The sequence below is a fragment of the Streptomyces sp. CB03234 genome (assembly GCF_001905885.1).
GTDB lineage: Bacteria > Actinomycetota > Actinomycetes > Streptomycetales > Streptomycetaceae > Streptomyces.
Genome location: NZ_LIYH01000004.1, coordinates 426369 through 442101, shown reverse-complemented (window position 1 = coordinate 442101; position 15733 = coordinate 426369). Strand labels below are relative to the sequence as shown.

The 15733-nt window shown below is 71.6% G+C and carries 12 protein-coding genes, 1 pseudogene and 1 riboswitch; of the genes and pseudogenes, 10 read left to right on the top strand and 3 right to left on the bottom strand.

Annotated features, from left to right (window positions below):
- The first annotated feature begins 144 nt into the window (after positions 1 to 144).
- A pseudogene (locus AMK26_RS19050) lies at positions 145 to 662 on the top strand (effector-associated constant component EACC1).
- A 4-nt stretch (positions 663 to 666) separates the two neighbouring features.
- A complete protein-coding gene (locus tag AMK26_RS19045) occupies positions 667 to 3342 on the top strand; it encodes a SpoIIE family protein phosphatase (protein ID WP_107420983.1) in 2676 nt (891 codons plus the stop codon).
- A gap of 13 nt (positions 3343 to 3355) precedes the next feature.
- Here the strand turns inward: AMK26_RS19045 and AMK26_RS19040 are convergent, their stop codons facing one another.
- Positions 3356 to 4303, bottom strand: coding sequence for an NAD(P)/FAD-dependent oxidoreductase (locus AMK26_RS19040; protein WP_073756274.1), 948 nt, complete (start codon positions 4301 to 4303; stop codon positions 3356 to 3358).
- A gap of 112 nt (positions 4304 to 4415) precedes the next feature.
- On the opposite strand from AMK26_RS19040, the gene AMK26_RS19035 reads away from it, so the two are divergent.
- Positions 4416 to 5054, top strand: coding sequence for a helix-turn-helix domain-containing protein (locus tag AMK26_RS19035; protein ID WP_073755885.1), 639 nt, complete (start codon positions 4416 to 4418; stop codon positions 5052 to 5054).
- Here the strand turns inward: AMK26_RS19035 and AMK26_RS19030 are convergent.
- Positions 4975 to 6279 (bottom strand): Tm-1-like ATP-binding domain-containing protein, encoded by a 1305-nt coding sequence (locus AMK26_RS19030; protein ID WP_073755884.1) that lies wholly within the window; start codon positions 6277 to 6279, stop codon positions 4975 to 4977. The genes AMK26_RS19035 and AMK26_RS19030 overlap by 80 nt on opposite strands.
- 305 nt (positions 6280 to 6584) lie before the next feature.
- Between AMK26_RS19030 and AMK26_RS19025 the strand changes: the two genes are divergently transcribed.
- Positions 6585 to 7307 carry a helix-turn-helix domain-containing protein gene (locus AMK26_RS19025; protein ID WP_073755883.1) on the top strand — a complete coding sequence of 241 codons (723 nt, stop codon included), beginning with the start codon at positions 6585 to 6587 and terminating at the stop codon, positions 7305 to 7307.
- A gap of 81 nt (positions 7308 to 7388) precedes the next feature.
- On the opposite strand, the gene AMK26_RS19020 is transcribed toward AMK26_RS19025, so the two are convergent.
- Positions 7389 to 8831 (bottom strand): nucleobase:cation symporter-2 family protein, encoded by a 1443-nt coding sequence (locus AMK26_RS19020; RefSeq protein ID WP_073755882.1) that lies wholly within the window; start codon positions 8829 to 8831, stop codon positions 7389 to 7391.
- A gap of 598 nt (positions 8832 to 9429) precedes the next feature.
- Positions 9430 to 9595: riboswitch (cyclic di-AMP (ydaO/yuaA leader) on the top strand.
- Between the two features lie 4 nt (positions 9596 to 9599).
- On the opposite strand from AMK26_RS19020, the gene AMK26_RS19015 reads away from it, so the two are divergent.
- The 6 genes from AMK26_RS19015 (at position 9600) to AMK26_RS18990 (ending at position 15733) form a co-directional block, all read left to right on the top strand.
- Positions 9600 to 10355 (top strand): transglycosylase SLT domain-containing protein, encoded by a 756-nt coding sequence (locus AMK26_RS19015; protein WP_073755881.1) that lies wholly within the window; start codon positions 9600 to 9602, stop codon positions 10353 to 10355.
- Between the two features lie 484 nt (positions 10356 to 10839).
- Positions 10840 to 12696, top strand: coding sequence for a phage tail sheath C-terminal domain-containing protein (locus AMK26_RS19010; RefSeq protein WP_073755880.1), 1857 nt, complete (start codon positions 10840 to 10842; stop codon positions 12694 to 12696).
- 39 nt (positions 12697 to 12735) lie between these two features.
- Positions 12736 to 13260 carry a phage tail protein gene (locus AMK26_RS19005; protein ID WP_073755879.1) on the top strand — a complete coding sequence of 175 codons (525 nt, stop codon included), beginning with the start codon at positions 12736 to 12738 and terminating at the stop codon, positions 13258 to 13260.
- Positions 13261 to 13289: 29 nt separating this feature from the next.
- Positions 13290 to 14234, top strand: coding sequence for a hypothetical protein (locus AMK26_RS19000; protein WP_073755878.1), 945 nt, complete (start codon positions 13290 to 13292; stop codon positions 14232 to 14234).
- Positions 14227 to 14967: a hypothetical protein gene (locus tag AMK26_RS18995; RefSeq protein WP_073755877.1), complete on the top strand. Its 741-nt coding sequence runs from the start codon at positions 14227 to 14229 to the stop codon at positions 14965 to 14967. The genes AMK26_RS19000 and AMK26_RS18995 overlap by 8 nt, the downstream gene beginning before the upstream one ends.
- A 4-nt stretch (positions 14968 to 14971) precedes the next feature.
- The gene (locus AMK26_RS18990; RefSeq protein WP_073755876.1) at positions 14972 to 15733 is read left to right on the top strand and encodes a DUF4255 domain-containing protein; all 762 of its coding nucleotides are present in this window, start codon (positions 14972 to 14974) and stop codon (positions 15731 to 15733) included.

Here is a 15733-nt window from a genome sequence, read left to right as displayed (position 1 = left end):
GCGATTGGTCTCGGCATGTCCTGTGCATGACTCCCTGCGCGGAGGGCCCGTGAGTATCACTCTGGACGCCGGCGGACCGGTCGAGACGGACGGTCTGTGGTGGTGCTGCGGCGTGATCCGGGGCTGCGCGGCCACATTGGCCGGATGCCGCCCGGGTCACCGGAGGCCGGCACCATGAGCGGGGGTGCTCCGGAGCTCATCACGCTCCTGCTGGCACCGGCGGGCTGACGGCTGCCGTCGCGGCCGCGATCGTCGCATGGCTGCAGAGCCGTAGGGTGAACCGGACGGTGACGATCACCCGGCCCGACGGCACGCAGGTCACCGTCACGTCGGAGCGGATCAACGAACGGACCGCGGACGCCATCGCCACGCTGGAGGACGCGAAGGAGCTGCGGCTGCCGCCGCGGAAGAGCCCGTTCATGGCCGTTCTCCCGTACTCGGAGGAGGGGGAGCCCTACGGCAGCGAGGACACCTACCTGGTCGACAGCGACACCGACCGGATCCACCGGCGGGTCGCTCCGGCACAGGATGCAATGTTAGAAATGGGGCATGAGCGGACGTCTCGGACGGACCACGCGGGCGTCGGGCCGCCCGGCCCCGGGACGCGTGCCGAGCGCTCCGCACCGGCCCCACCCCGGGAAGGCGCGGCGCCCGCCGGGTGAAGGAATGCGGTCCCTGCTGGGCGTACGCACCGTGGCCGGTCAGGTGCTGCTGCTGCAGATCGTGGTCGCGGTGCTGCTGATCACCGCCGCGGTGATCGGGCTGGCGTTCCAGGCGCGGTACGACAGCGAGCAGGACGCCCAACACCGGTCACTCGCCGCCGCCGAGTCCTTCGCGCACGCGCCGGGCACCGTGCAGGCGCTGAGGGCCCCCGATCCGACCGCCGCGCTCCAGGCCTCGGTGCTGAAGGCCAAGGAGGGCTCCGGACTGGACTTCATCGCCGTGATGAGGACGGACGGGACTCGCGTCGCCGACAACGACCCGTCACTGATCGGCAGCCGCGCCGAGGACGTCGAGCGCGCGGCGGCGGGGACGGCGTTCACGGAGATCTTCGAAGGGGCCCCGAACGACGCGGCCCGCGCCGTCGTGCCCGTCACCGCCCAGGACGGCTCGGTCGTCGGCCTGGTGAGCGCCGGCGTCTCGATCGAGAACGTCGGCGACGCGGTCAACCGTCACCTCCCGGTACTCCTCGGTTCCGCGGGTGGCGCGCTGGCGCTGGCGGTCGGCAGCTCGGCGCTGGTGAGCCGACGGCTGCGCCGCCAGACGCACGGCCTCGGCCCCACCGAGATGACCCGGATGTACGAACACCACGACGCCGTTCTGCACGCGGCGCGCGAAGGGGTGCTCATCATCGGGGACGACGGGCGGCTGACGCTCGCCAACGACGAGGCCCGCAAGCTGCTGGGGCTGCCGCCGGACGCGGAGGGGCGCCCGGTCACGGGCCTGGGGCTGGACGAGGACACCGCCGAGCTGCTGGCGTCGGGGCGTACCGTGACCGACGAGGTGCACCTGGCCGGGGACCGCCTGCTGGCCGTCAACACCCGGCCCACCGCTCCCTACGGCGGGGCGTCGGGCACGGTCGCGACGCTCCGGGACACCACCGAGCTGCGCGCCGTGTCCGGGATGGCGGAGGTGGCCCGGGAGCGGCTGAAGCTGCTGTACGAGGCGGGCGTGCGGATCGGTACGACGCTGGACGTGGTGCGCACGGCCGAGGAGCTGTCGGAGGTGACGGTCCCCGGGTTCGCCGACTTCGTCACGGTGGAGCTGCTGGACCCCGTCCTGCGCGGCGAGGAGCCGACGGGCACGCACACCGAGATGCGGCGTACGGCGGTGAGCGGCATCCATGACGACCACCCGCTCCAGCCGGTGGGCGACCTCATCAGGTTCGCCGTCCCGACCACGCCGATGTCTGCAGCGCTGGCGAGCGGGCACGCGGTGCTGGAGCCGGATCTGAACCTCGCCCACGGGTGGCGGGCGCAGGACCCCGCCGGGGCGGACCAGGCCCTCGCGTACGGCATCCATTCGCTGGTCACGGTGCCGTTGCAGGCGCGCGGGGTGGTGCTGGGCATGGCGAACTTCTGGCGCTCGGAGCGTGCCGAGCGCTTCGAGGAGGAGGACCTCGCCTTCGCGGAGGAGGTGGCCGCCCGGGCGGCCGTCGCCATCGACAACGCGCGCCGCTTCACCCGCGAGCACGCCATGGCCGTCACGCTCCAGCGCAGCCTGCTGCCGCGCGTCCTGCCCGAGCAGGGCGCGCTGGACATCGCGTACCGCTATCTGCCCGCGCAGGCCGGGGTGGGCGGCGACTGGTTCGACGTCATCCCGCTGCCCGGGGCGCGGGTCGCCCTGGTCGTGGGGGATGTGGTGGGGCACGGGCTGCACGCGGCCGCCACGATGGGCCGACTGCGGACGGCGGTCCACAACTTCTCCGCGCTGGACCTGCCGCCGGACGAGCTGCTGGGCCACCTGGACGAGCTGGTGTCCCGGATCGACCAGGAGGAGGGCGGCGACGGCGACGGCGAGGGCATCACGGGCGCCACCTGCCTGTACGCGATCTACGATCCGGTGTCCGGCCGGTGCAGTGTGGCGACCGCCGGGCACTTCGCCCCGGTGCTCGTCCTCCCCGACGGCACCGTGGACTGTCCCGAGGTGCCGGTCTTCCCACCGCTGGGCCTGGGCGGCCTGCCGTTCGAGACCGCCGAACTGGAGCTGGCCGAGGGCACCCGGCTGGTCCTCTACACCGACGGTCTGATCGAGCACCGCGACCGTGACGTCGACACCGGGCTCCGCCTGCTGCGGGACACGCTGTCGGGCCACCCGGACCGTACGCCCGAGGAGACCTGCCAGGCCGTGTTCAGCGCCATGCTGCCGCCGCACCGCCGGGACGACATCGCGCTCCTGGTGGCCAGCACCAACCTGCTGGACCGCAGCCGGGTCGCCGACTGGGACGTGCCGCGCGACCCCTCGGCGGTCGCGCGTGTCCGCGCCGAGTGCGGACGCCGGCTGGAGCAGTGGGGGCTGGAGGACATCGGGTTCACCACCGAGCTGATGCTCAGTGAGCTGATCACGAACGCCATCCGCTACGGCTCCGAGCCGATCCATGTGCGGATGCTGTACGAGCGCTGCCTGATCTGCGAGGTGTCCGACGGCAGCAGCACCTCCCCGCACCTGCGGCGGGCGGCCACCACCGACGAGGGCGGGCGCGGGCTGTTCCTGGTCTCGCAGTTCGCCGATCGGTGGGGCACCCGGTACACGCCGACCGGGAAGGTGATGTGGACCGAGCAGTCCCCGGCCGCCGGGCCCCGGCAGCCGGTGGAGCTGATGCTCGACGACGTGTCCTGGTGACCGGTCGAGCGGGTCAGGCGGCCCGGGACCCCGTACGGTGCCTCCCGACGGCCCGTTCGACGTCCTCCCGCAGGAGGTCGTGGTCGAGGGCGATCGCGGCCGCCGAGCCCGTACCGGCCGCCGTGACGACCTGGGCGCGGGGGTGGGCGACATTGCCGGCCGCCCACACCCCGGGCACGCTGGTACGGCCCGTGGCGTCGGTGCGTACCGCGCCGGTGTCGTCCCGCTCGCACCCCAGGGCCGTCAGCGGACCGTCGTGGGGCACCGTGCGCGGGAGGACGAACACGGCGCGGCGGGGCACCACCCGGCCGTCGGCGAGTTCGACCCCGTACAGCCGGTCCCCCTCCACCACGAGTCGCTTCACCACGCCGCCGGTGACGCGGACCCCGCGGGCCGCCAGCGCTTCGCGTTCCTCGTCCGTCGGGTCGTGGGTGTGTGCGAAGAACGTGACGTCGTGGGACCACTGGCGCAGCAGCAGTGCGTGCCGCACCGCGCCGGGGTGGGTGCCGAGGATCCCGAGCGGCTCGTCCCGCACCTCGTAGCCGTGGCAGTACGGGCAGTGCAGCACGTCCCTGCCCCACCGCTCGCGCAGTCCGGGGATGCCGGGCAGTTCGTCGCGCGCCCCGGTGGCCACCAGCACGCGCCGGGCCCTGAGCAGGGCTCCGCCGGCCAGGTGTACGAGGAAGCCGGGCTCTCGGGGCTCTCCGGGCTCGATGGCGTCCACGTGGCCCGTCAGCAACTCCACCCCGTACCCGGTCACTTCCTCCCGGCCCACCGCGAGCAGGGCCGCCGGGGGCATCCCGTCCCGGGACAGGAAGCCCCTCATGTGCGCGGCCGGGGCGTTGCGCGGGGCCCCGCCGTCCACCACCGCCACCCTGCGGCGGGCCCGGCCCAGCACCAGGGCGGCGTTCAGGCCGGCGGCGCCTCCGCCGACCACCACCACGTCGTATTCCGCTGCCATGCCGTTCGTTGTGTCGCTCACCGCGATCACCTCCGCGCACAGGCTGCGCCTCCTGATCCTCGGACGGCAATCTTTGTTGCCGTTCCTGGGACGGAAGCGGTGCAATGGGGACATGAAAGAAGACTCCGACGCCAACGCCTCCGACGCCAATGCCTCCGACGCCATCGCGCGGACCCTCGCCGAGGTCGGCCCGCGCCTCAAGCGCCTCCGTACGGAGCGCGGTGTCACCCTGGCCGCCCTGGCGTCGGCCACCGGTATCTCCAAGAGCACCCTGTCCCGGCTGGAGTCCGGTCAGCGCCGGCCCAGTCTGGAGCTGCTGCTGCCCATCGCCCAGGCGCACCAGGTGCCCCTCGACGAGCTCGTGGGCGCGCCCGAGGTGGGCGACCCGCGTGTCCGCCTCACGCCCAGGACCGTGCACGGCAACACCACCGTCCTGCCGCTGACCCGGCAGCCCGGCCCGCAGCAGGCCTTCAAGATGGTCCTCCCGGCCGACCGGAGCACCCCGCACCCCGTCACCCACGAGGGTTACGAATGGCTGTACGTCCTGTCCGGGCGGCTGCGCCTGGTCCTGGCCGATCACGACCTGGTGCTGGGCGCGGGCGAGGCGGCCGAGTTCGACACGCGGCTGCCGCACTGGTTCGGCACCACGGGGGACGGCCCCGTCGAGGTCCTCAGCCTCTTCGGCCGGCAGGGCGAGCGGATGCACGTACGGGCGCGGCCTCGTCGCGGCCCGGAGCCCGCGTCCGCGTGACCATCCGGTGCAGGAGGTCGGAGGCGGCACGGCCGAAGGCCGGGTCGTTGATGTGCGTGTCGACCTCGACCACGTCGACGGACGTGTCCCGCAACCCGTCGCGCAGCGCGCCGAACAGCGCCTCGTCCGTGGCCGGGTCGTGGTACGGCCCGCCCGGTGCGCCCAGCGTGGACAACCCGCGCAGCGGCAGGCACACGGCGGTCGGCCCGGTGGCGGCCCGCAGTTTCGCCGCGACCCGGCGGCCCAGCTCGGCGCACTCCTGCGCCGTCGTACGGACGACCGTGATGGACGGGTTGTGCACGCGTACGTTCCGGTCGCGCACCCGCGCGGGCACGGTGTCGGCGGGGCCGAACTTCACCATGTCCAGCGCACCGGGGCACACCACCTGGGGGATGCCGCTGCGGCCGGCGGCCGAGAGCCGGTCCGGGCCGGCCGTCAGGATGCCCCCGCAGAGGTCGTCGGCCAGCTCGCAGAGGGTCAGGTCCAGGACGCCGGCGAACAGCCCCTGTCCGGCCAGCGATTCAAGGGTGCGGCCGCCGGCCCCGCTGGCGTGGAACACCAGCACTTCGTAGCCGTGTCCGGTCATCCGCTCCCGGGCCGCGTCCACGCCGGGGGTCGTCACCCCCGCCATGCTCGCCGCTATCAGCGGCCTGTCGCCCGCGCCGAGGCCAGCCACCGGCGTGCGGGACGCGGAGGCGAAGCCCTTCGCCATGCCGGCGACGGCGTCGGCGGCGTTCGCCAGGATCGGGGCCGACACGCTGTTGATCCCGGCGATGTCGACGACGCTGTACATCATGGTGATGTCGCTGGAGCCGACGTATGGAGAGACGTCTCCGGCGGCCATCGAGGACACCATCACCTTCGGCACCCCGAGCGGCAGGGCACGCATGGCGCGGGTCGCGATGGACGTTCCTCCGCTGCCCCCGAGGGCGAGCACGCCGTGCAGGCGGCCCTCCTCGTGCAGCCGCAGCACGCTCTCGGCCGCGCCCCGGGCCATCGTCGTCACGGCGGCGCCCCGGTCCCCCTCGGCCCGCAACCGCTCCAGGTCGGCGCCCGCCGCCCGTGCCACGTCGGCGCGCGGGACGTCGGCGGGTATGCGTGGTTCTCCGACCACGCCCGCGTCGACCACGATGACGTCGACTCCCTGCCGCAGCAGCCGCTCCCGCAGCCAGCCGTACTCCAGGCCTTTGGTGTCGAGGGTTCCCAGCAGCACAACGATCGCCATGCACGTACTGTCCAGGGGAATCGACACATCGACAAGAGCGTCTTCAGGGGCCGCCGGACCGCGCGAGTCCGACTACCGGGCGGGAGCTTCCGGCTAACGGACAGGTTCCTTGGATCGGGGAGGGAATCCGGTAACCCATCCAGCCCTTGCGGGCCGTAGGGGCGGCCACGCCTTGATATCGAAGGAAAAGTTGGCCGTTCACACTAGTCGGCCATCTGTTAATCTGCCCGCTCCTGGATGTTCATCCACCGGTTCCTCTCCCCCAAGCGCCCTACGCTCGCCGGGTGCAGCGAGGTGTTTCATTCGTGTACAGCACTCCGTTTTCCCCCGCAGAGGCCAGAGCGGCGCGGGCCCGCATGGGCCTGACCACCGCTCAGGTCGCCCACTCCATGGCCGCGTGCGGTGTCCCGGTCCACCCCGATCTGGTCAGCGCGTGGGAGCACGGCTCCCATGTCCCGTCCGAGTCCCAGCTCTTCGCGCTCGCCAATGTGCTGTGGTGCTCGTCCACCACGCTGATGGGTGTCGACCCCCGCACGCTCGCCGAGCACCGGATGGCCCGGCAGTTGAGCGTGGAGCGGCTGGCGTACCGGATAGGGATGGATCCGGCCGAGTACCGGGCGGCGGAGGCGGCGCACCGCTGGGACGGCGATCTGCGGCAGACCAGGGCCCTGGTGGACGCCCTCGGCCTGTCGCTGCGGAAGCTGGTCGGCATCATGGGCCGGGACGAGGAACTGGCCGGGCACCTCCGCTCGGCCATCGACGGCCGCTGGAAGGCGCATGTGGCGCCGGTCGCCGAGATCGTCGTGGTCAACGAGACGCTGGTCGGCGACGCGCTGCGCACGATGCACACGGAGTTCGCGGAGTTCTCCGAGCGGTACATGGGTCATCTGGTCGCCCGCAACGACGACTCCCGCCTCAAGGAGGTCGCCGCCGAGCGATCCGCCTACCTCCACCGGCTGGTCGACCACTTCTGGGAACTGATCGGTGACGTGGGCGAGGAGTCCCCGTTCGACTCGATGAGCCACTGATCCGGGCCGGACCGGACCGGCCGGGGGCGGCGTGCCGTCGCCGCGGATCCGCACCCCGGCCCCACCCCCGGCGCCGCCGGGTCAGTGGGTGGCGGCGCCGACCGGTGGGGGCGGGGTGCCGTCGCTTTCGTAGTCGTCCCAGTCGATTTCCATCGCCTTGCGGCGGCTGAACGCGTTGAAGAACAGGTTCAGCACGATCGCCGTGAGACCGCCCAGCGTGATGCCGCTGTCGAGGACCGCCCGGACGTCGTCCGGCATGCGGTCGAAGAAGGGCGTGACCGTGGTGGGGAGCAGCGCCGCGCCGAGGCTGACGGCCAGGATCAGGGCGTTGCGCTCCTCGCGCAGGTCGACCTTGCCCAGGATCTGGATGCCGACCGTCGCGACCATGCCGAACATCGCGATCGCCGCTCCGCCGAGCACCGGGTGCGGCACGGCGGCGACCAGGCTTCCGGCCTTCGGCAGCAGGCCGAGCAGGATCATGAAGACACCGGCCGCCACCACCACGAAACGGCTCATCACCCTGGACATGCGAACAAGTCCGATATTTTCGGCGAATGCTACATAAGGGAATGAATTCAGCACGCCGCCGAGAACGGTCGCGACTCCGTCGGCGCGCAGTGCCCGCGTGACCGTGTCGCTGTCGACCTTCTTGCGGGTGATCTCGCCGATGGCGTACACATCGCCGGTCGTCTCGACCATGGTGATCAGCATGACGACGACCATCGCGATGATCGGGAGCAGTTCGAACTTCGGCATGCCGTAGTGGAACGGCGTGCTGACCCCGAACCAGTCGGCGTCCTTCACCGCCCCGAAGTGGGCGTCGCCGAGCAGCCAGGCGACGGCCGTGCCGGCGACGAGCGCGATGAGTACGGCGAGGCTGCTGAGGAAGGGCTTGCCCACGCGGACCACGGCCAGGACCAGCAGCAGGGTGCCGAGGGCGTACGCGAGGTTCTTGCCGGAGCCGTACTCGGGCTGCCCCATGAGGTGCGCGCCGCCGGCCGCGTCCTGGAGGCCCACCGGGATCAAGGTCATACCGATGATGGTGAGGATCGTGCCGATGACGACCGGCGGGAAATACTTCACCAACTTCCCGAAGAAGGGCGCGAAGAGAAAGGTTGCCATTCCGGCCGTGATCACCGCGCCGTAGACGACCAGCAGCCCGGCCGTGCCCCCGCCCGCTCCGATTCCGATGGCGACCATCGGGGAGACGGCGGTGAAGGTGACGCCCTGGACCAGAGGGAGTCTCGCGCCGACCTTCCAGACGCCGAGCGCCTGGATGATCGAAGCGATACCGCAGGTCAGCAGGTCCGCGTTGATCAGGTAGACCAGCTCTTCCCGGGACAGTCCCAACGCGTTTCCGAGGAGTACGGGGACGATGACCGCCGCCGCGTAGAACGCGAGAATGTGCTGAAAACCGTAGAGAGTGAGCTTGGGGAGGGGAAGAAGCTCATCGACGGGATGCGTCTGCTTCCCGGGGTGCTGCTGAGAGTGCTGCCGGGAGTGCTGTCGGGAGACTCGTGCCATCTCTGCCTTGCCTTCGCGAGGTAGGTGAATGAGAGAGGGGGCCAACGCCTCGGGTCCCGGGTGACAGGACGAGGGCTCGTCGGCCCGTACGGAGCCGACGCCTGGCGGAGTTGCCGACATCACGTCGCCCTGCACTGCAATGTGCGTCCTGGTTGGCAGGACATCCTTCGATCGGGTTGACCAAGACCCTTTTGTCCTGGGATCCACAGGGGGAGCCGATCGGGGCGCTCACCTTAGTTCACGTGTGACGTTCCTCGCGAGTAACCGGTGATCCGGTCCATGGGTACGCCACCACGCCGCACCTTCCGCCCCATTTTCTCCGTTATACGGGTTTCGCGTGTAAGGCCTTTACCGCCCATGTTCAGGGGAACATAGGCGACTTGTCGGCCCACCTCGGCGCGCGTGACAAGAATCACCGCCCGGCTCCGGCGCACGGGTGTCCGCCAGGCCGTATTACCGCTTTTCCGCAGCAAAGTTGACGGTCCGCCATACGCGTGGAGGCAGATCGGGCGGTGGAATTCAAGGCTTGTTCCGGTCGGCCCATTTCGCTTACGGTCCCCTCAATCCGGATGGACCGCCGAATCCTGCCGCCGTCCGGAAACCGCACCCACCCACTCACGTTCGTACGGCAGGAGCGGGGGACCCAGGTAAGCCGCCGATCCGGAGCACACCGGAACGGCTCGGGGTGAAGCCGCGCTGACACCGCGGCCGGGCATCTCCAGTCCGAACCCGACAGCTCACCTCGCAGGCGACGGAGAGGAATTCGCCATGCCCGCAAAGGGTAAGCACCGTCGTCCCAAGAACAGTCCGCTCACTCGCCGTTTCGTCGCCGCGGGCACGGGTGGCGCCGCACTGGCGCTCCCCATGTTCGGTGCCACCGGCGCCGAGGCGGCGACGCCCAGCGCGGCGCACGCGGTCACCGCCGCCGTGCCGGCCGCCGTCACACCGGCCGCCGCCGGCACGCACACGGTCGTCGCGGGCGAATCCCTCTCCAAGATCGCGAGGGAGCACGGGGTCAGCGGTGGCTGGAAGAAGCTGTACGAGGACAACCGGAAGGCCGTCGGTGCCGACCCGTCCCTGATCCGCCCCGGCCTGAAGCTGACGATCGGCGCCAAGGCGAAGGCCCCGGCCGAGCGCCCGGCCGCCGAGCGGGCCGACCGTTCAGCCGAGCGGAGCGCCCCGGTCGCGAAGGCCGCGACGTACCCGGACAACCTCGACGGCTGGATCCGCGAGGCGCTGGACATCATGGGCCGGCACGGCATCCCCGGTTCGTACGAGGGGATCCACCGCAACATCATGCGTGAGTCCTCGGGCAACCCGTTCGCCATCAACAACTGGGACATCAACGCGGTGAACGGAACGCCCTCCAAGGGGCTCCTCCAGGTCATCGCGCCGACCTTCGAGGCGTACCACGTGCCGGGCACGGCGAACGACGCCTACGACCCGGTCGCCAACATCGTGGCCGCCTGCAACTACGCGGCGGACCGGTACGGCTCGATCGACAACGTCAACGGACCGTACTGATCCACACGCACCCCTCCGCCGGGGCCGGCCGCACACCGCGGCCGGCCCCGGTGGCGTTCTGAAAGCGCTGCATTTCCGCGCCAACCGGACACAAGGCGGCGCGCCGGGCCGGTTTCCATTCGGCTTGATTCCCACCCGGGAGAGATTTTTCCTGTGAAGCGTTCGTGAATTGGGTCTTCATAACCTTCCTGCGGTATCCCGCTGACCTCGCGGAACGGCCGCCGGGAAAGGCCACCCGGAATGATCACCGGTTGACCGAAAGGGTCCCTTGACCGTGGGGTCCGCCCCCAACCACACTCCCCACAGGCACTCATGCATCAGGAGCCACAGGCAGACGCGCATGCCAATGGCCCTGCGAGACCGATATCGCACGGGGTGTGTGACGGGGGAAAGACCGAAGAGCGCGCACACGTATCCATGACCCGTGTGCGCTCTGCTCTCCTCCCCTCCTCATCTCTTGGTGCGCGAAGGGAATGGAGGGGGAATGCCGACGCATATGGGCTATCCCGGCGTATACATCGAAGAGCTTCCCAGCAGCGTCCGTACCATCGCCTCGGTGACCACCTCGGTGACCGCTTTCGTGGGGCACACCCGCCGGGGTCCGCTCAACCAGCCGGTGCGGATCACCAGTTTCGCCGACTTCGAGCGCCGCTTCGGCGGGCTCACCTCGCGCAGCGCCGTCAGTTACGCCGTGCACCAGTTCTTCGGCAACGGCGGCTCGGTCGCGGTGATCGTCCGCGTGGCCAGGGGCGGCACCGGTGAGGAGGCCCGCGTCACCCTCAACTCCACCGAGGGACACAGCGATTGCCCCGTCCTGGAGGTCCACGCCAAGGAGCCCGGTGTCTGGGGTTCGGGCCTGCGGGTCGCCGTCGACCACGACACCCCCACCCCCGACAGGACGTTCAACCTCCACGTCCTCGACGCGCGCGGTGGCGCCCGCGAGTCCTTCACCGGGCTGTCGATGAGCTCGGGTCACGGCCGCTTCGTGGAGACGGTGGTCAACGCCGGCTCCGCCCTCGTCCGCGTCAAGGCGCTGGACGAGGACCGGCCCGACCCCTCCGGTACGGTGTCCAAGCCCTTCGCGGCCGAACTCCCGAACCTCGCCGTGGAACTGAAGGTCAAGATCGGCGACGTGGAGCGGGAGTTCACGCTGTACGAGCCGGACCACGACGGCGAGCCACCGGCCGACGTCACCGAGCTCGCCCTGCTGCTGGAGCGCAAGCTGCGCGCCCTGCCCGACGCCCCGGGCAAGCACTCCTTCGCCGGCGCCGAGGTCACCGCCTTCGGGCGGCGCCTCCAGGTCGTGGCCGGGTCCCTCGACCCCGACGACGTGGTCCGCTTCATCGGCGAGTGCGCCAACGACCTCGGCCTGGAGGCCTCGGTCAACCCGCCCGTCTTCCCGCTGGCGGGCGGCAAGGACGGCGACCCGCCCGGGCCGCGCGACCTGATCGGCAGCGAAGCCCGCAAGACCGGCCTTCAGGCGTTGCGCGACGTCGACGACGTCAACCTGCTCTCCCTGCCGGAACTCGCGGCGTACGACTCCACCGAGGACATGGTCACCGTGCTGTCGGCGGCCGAACAGCTCTGCCGGGAGCGGCGGATCTTCCTGCTGGTGGACGCGCCGTCGACCTGGGGCAGCGTGGACGCCGCCCGCGCCGGGATCGGCGCCTTCGACCCCGTACGCAGCGACCACGCGGCCCTCTACTTCCCGCACGCGCAGCTCACCGACCCGCTGACGGGCCGGCTGCGGGCCTTCCCGCCCTCGGGCGCGATCGCCGGCGTCATCGCCCGTACGGACGGTGAGCGCGGCGTGTGGAAGGCCCCGGCGGGGACCGAGGCGCGGCTGGCCGGTGTGCGGTCGCTGACCGTCAAGCTCACCGACCGGGAGAACGGGCTGCTGAACCCGCTGGGGATCAACTGCCTGCGCACCTTCCCGGTCGTCGGCCCACTGGTGTGGGGCGCGCGCACGCTGGACGGCGCCGACGCGCAGAGCGGCGAGTGGAAGTACGTACCGGTGCGCCGGCTCGCGCTCCACGTCGAGGAGAGCCTGTACCGGGGGCTTCAGTGGGTGGTCTTCGAGCCCAACGACGAGCAGTTGTGGCAGCAGATCCGGCTGAACGCGTCGGCGTACCTCAACGACCTTTTCCGCCAGGGCGCCTTCAAGGGTGGCACGCCGCGTGAGGCGTACTTCGTCAAGTGCGACAAGGACACCACCACCGAGGCCGATGTCGCACGGGGCGTGGTCAATGTCGTGGTCGGCATCGCGCCGGTCAAGCCCGCCGAGTTCGTCATCGTGAAGATCCAGCAGGTCGCCGGGCAGTTCGACCTCGACCTCTCGTAACCCCCTCGTCGGCACGGAAAAGGAACACGAAGGAATCCGATGGCTGAGTTCCGGATAAACGCCCATCGCTTCGACCCGTACAAGAATTTCAAGTTCCTGGTCCTCTGGGACGGTCGGACGGTCGCGGGCATCAGCAAGATCAGTCCTCTCAAGCGCACCACCGAAGTGGTCAAGCACCGTCACGGCGGCGACCCCAGCTCGCCGCGCAAATCGCCGGGCCGCTCCGAATTCGAGGGCGTGACCCTCGAACGCGGTGTCACCCACGACCCCGAATTCGACCGCTGGGCCAACAAGGTCTGGCAGGTCGGCGCCGGTCTCGGCTCGGAGGTGTCGCTGCGGGACTTCCGCAAGGACATCATCATCCAGGTCCTCAACGAGGCCGGGCAGGTGGCCGTCTCGCACAAGCTGTACCGGGCGTGGGTGAGCGAGTACCAGGTGCTCGGCGAGCTGGACGCCAACGCGAACGCCGTCGCGATCCAGAGCGTCAAGCTCGAATGCGAGGGCTGGGAGCGCGACTACGAGGTGGCGGAACCGGTCGAGCCCTCGTTCACCCATCCGGCCTGAACCGCAGTCGCACCGGGGGGAGTCGTGGAATGACGCGTGCCGCCGCTTCGCCGACGGGACCGGCCGAGCTGCTCGCCACCTGGGAGGCCGGGCTGGCGCGGCACGGCTGGGAACGCTCCCTGCTGCTGCACCGGGCCGCCCGCCCGGGGACCGGCACCGACGAGTTGCTGTCGATGCCGGTCGGCGACCGGGAGGCAGACCTGTACGCGCTGCGCCGGGCCCTGTTCGGCGAGCGCATGCAGGTGCGCGTGGAATGCGCGTCGTGCGGCGAGGCGATGGAGTTCGAGCTCGCCGCGTCGGCACTGGTCGCGCGTGCGGCCCGGGCGGAGGGTGCGGAGGGTGCTTCGGGTGCGGAGGGTGCTTCGGGTGCGGTAGCGCCGGGTGCGGAGGGAGCTTCGGGTGCCGGGGCGGCGGGTGCGGAGGCGCCGGGCGCCGAAGGTGCTTCGGGTGCTGGGGCGTTGGGCGCGGAGGCGCCGGGTGCGGAGGGTGCCGGGGCGTTGGGCGGGCTGCTGCGGGTGGAGGAGGGCGAGTGGGTGGTCGAGTTCCGGCTGCCGACCGTCGCCGACCTCGCGGCGGCCGCTGCGGTGGCGGACCCGGCGGACCCTGCCCGTGCGCGCCGTGCGCTGCTGGCCCGGTGCACCGTCTCGGCGGTACGGGACGGCCATGCCGTCGCCCCGGAGCGGCTCGGGGAGCTGCTGCCCCTGCAGGTGGAGCAGCGGCTCGCCGAGGCGGCCGAGGAAGCCGACCCGGTGGCCGACGTGACGCTGGACGTGGCGTGCCCCGAGTGCGGTGAGGCCACCCCGGCCGAGCTGGACATCACCTCGTACCTGTGGGCCGAACTCGACAACTGGGCGCGGGACCTGCTGCTCGACGTCCATCTGCTCGCCACCGCCTACGGGTGGAGCGAGCCGGAGATCCTGGCGCTCAGCCCGCTGCGGCGCCGTTACTACCTGGAGCTGTGCGCGGATGCCTGACTACTTCGACCGGCTGCTCGCCCGGCACACGCCGCTGGGCGCGGCGGGGCCGTCCGGCGGCGGCGTGGCGCGGGTACGGCCACGGCTGCCCGGCCCGTTCGAGCGGGTGGAGGCGCTGCGTACGGCTCCGCCCGAGCCCGACGAGCCCGCTTCCCTGGTCCCGCCGGCGCCGGGGCCCGCGTTCGGGCCGGCGGAGCTGATCCGGCACGAGCGGGAGGTGCTGCGGGACCGGCACACGGTGATACGGACGGAGGCGGCTCCGCCGGACGGCGAGCCGGAGCGGTACGCGAGGGTCGTCGCGCCCGGGCCCGGTCCGCTGCTGCGGCCGGCGGCGCAGGCGGGGCCCGTTGCCCGGCCGGTGGCCGCCGAGCCGCCGCGTGCGCCCGGTCGTACGGGGGCGTCGCGCGGGCCGGACGGCGCACCACCGGCGGCGGGCCCCGGTGCGGCGGGCCCGGCCGTGGCACCCGTACCCCCGGCCGGGGCGGTGGCGTCCGCGCGGCCGCGTGAGGCCGACACGGCGGCGGCCCGTGGCGCGGGCCCGGGCGGGCTCGGGCGGCGTGGGTCCCGGCCGGCCGAGCGCGTCGTCCACGTACAGATCGGCCGGCTCGAGGTGAGCGCGGCCCCGCCTCCCGGCGCGCCCCGCCCGGGCACGGGCCGCCCCGACCCCACCGGGCGGCGCGCACCCGCGCTGACCCTGGACGACTACCTGGCGCGCGGCGAGAAGAGGAACTGAGGTCATGAGCAACGCACTTGCCGTCGCGACGGTCACCCAGGCCCTGGCGCTGCTGATCGGGAACAACCTGTCGCCCGAGATCGACATCGCGGTGAAGGTCGAGACCCGTAAGCCCCCGGCCGAGCCGCCCGTCGAGCCGACCATCAACGTCTTCCTCTACCAGGTCACCCCGAACGCCTCGATGCGCCACTACGACCTGCCCACCCGCTCCTCGGACGGCACGCTGGTCAAACGTCCGGCGGCGGCTCTCGACCTGCACTATCTGATCAGCGCGTACGGGGAGGAGGCCGAGCTGGTCGGCCAGCGGCTGATCGGCTGCGTGGTGCGGACCCTGCACGAGATACCGGTGCTGCCGAACGAGCTGATCGAGCTCGCGGCGCAGCGCCCGTACCTGGCGGGCAGCGATCTGGCGGAGTCGCCGCAGAAGGTGCGGTTCACGCCCACGGTGATGGACATCGACGAGACGTCCAAGCTGTGGGGGATGCTGCACCAGACGCCGTACACCCTGTCGGTGGCGTACCAGGCGTCGCTGGTTCTGATCGACGGCCGCGAGATCCCGGTCCCGGCGAAGCCAGTGGAGCGGAGGACGGTACGGGTGCTGCCGTTCGGCGCGCCGGGTGCGCCGGTGCCCCCGGGTACGCCGGAGGCGCCGGAGGCCGCTGAGGAGGAAGCCGCCGCACCCGCGAAGAAGGCCCCCGCCAAGCGGGCCCCCACCAAGCGTTCCGCTCCCGCCCGTTCACGCAAAGCCCCGAACAAGGAGGGCTGA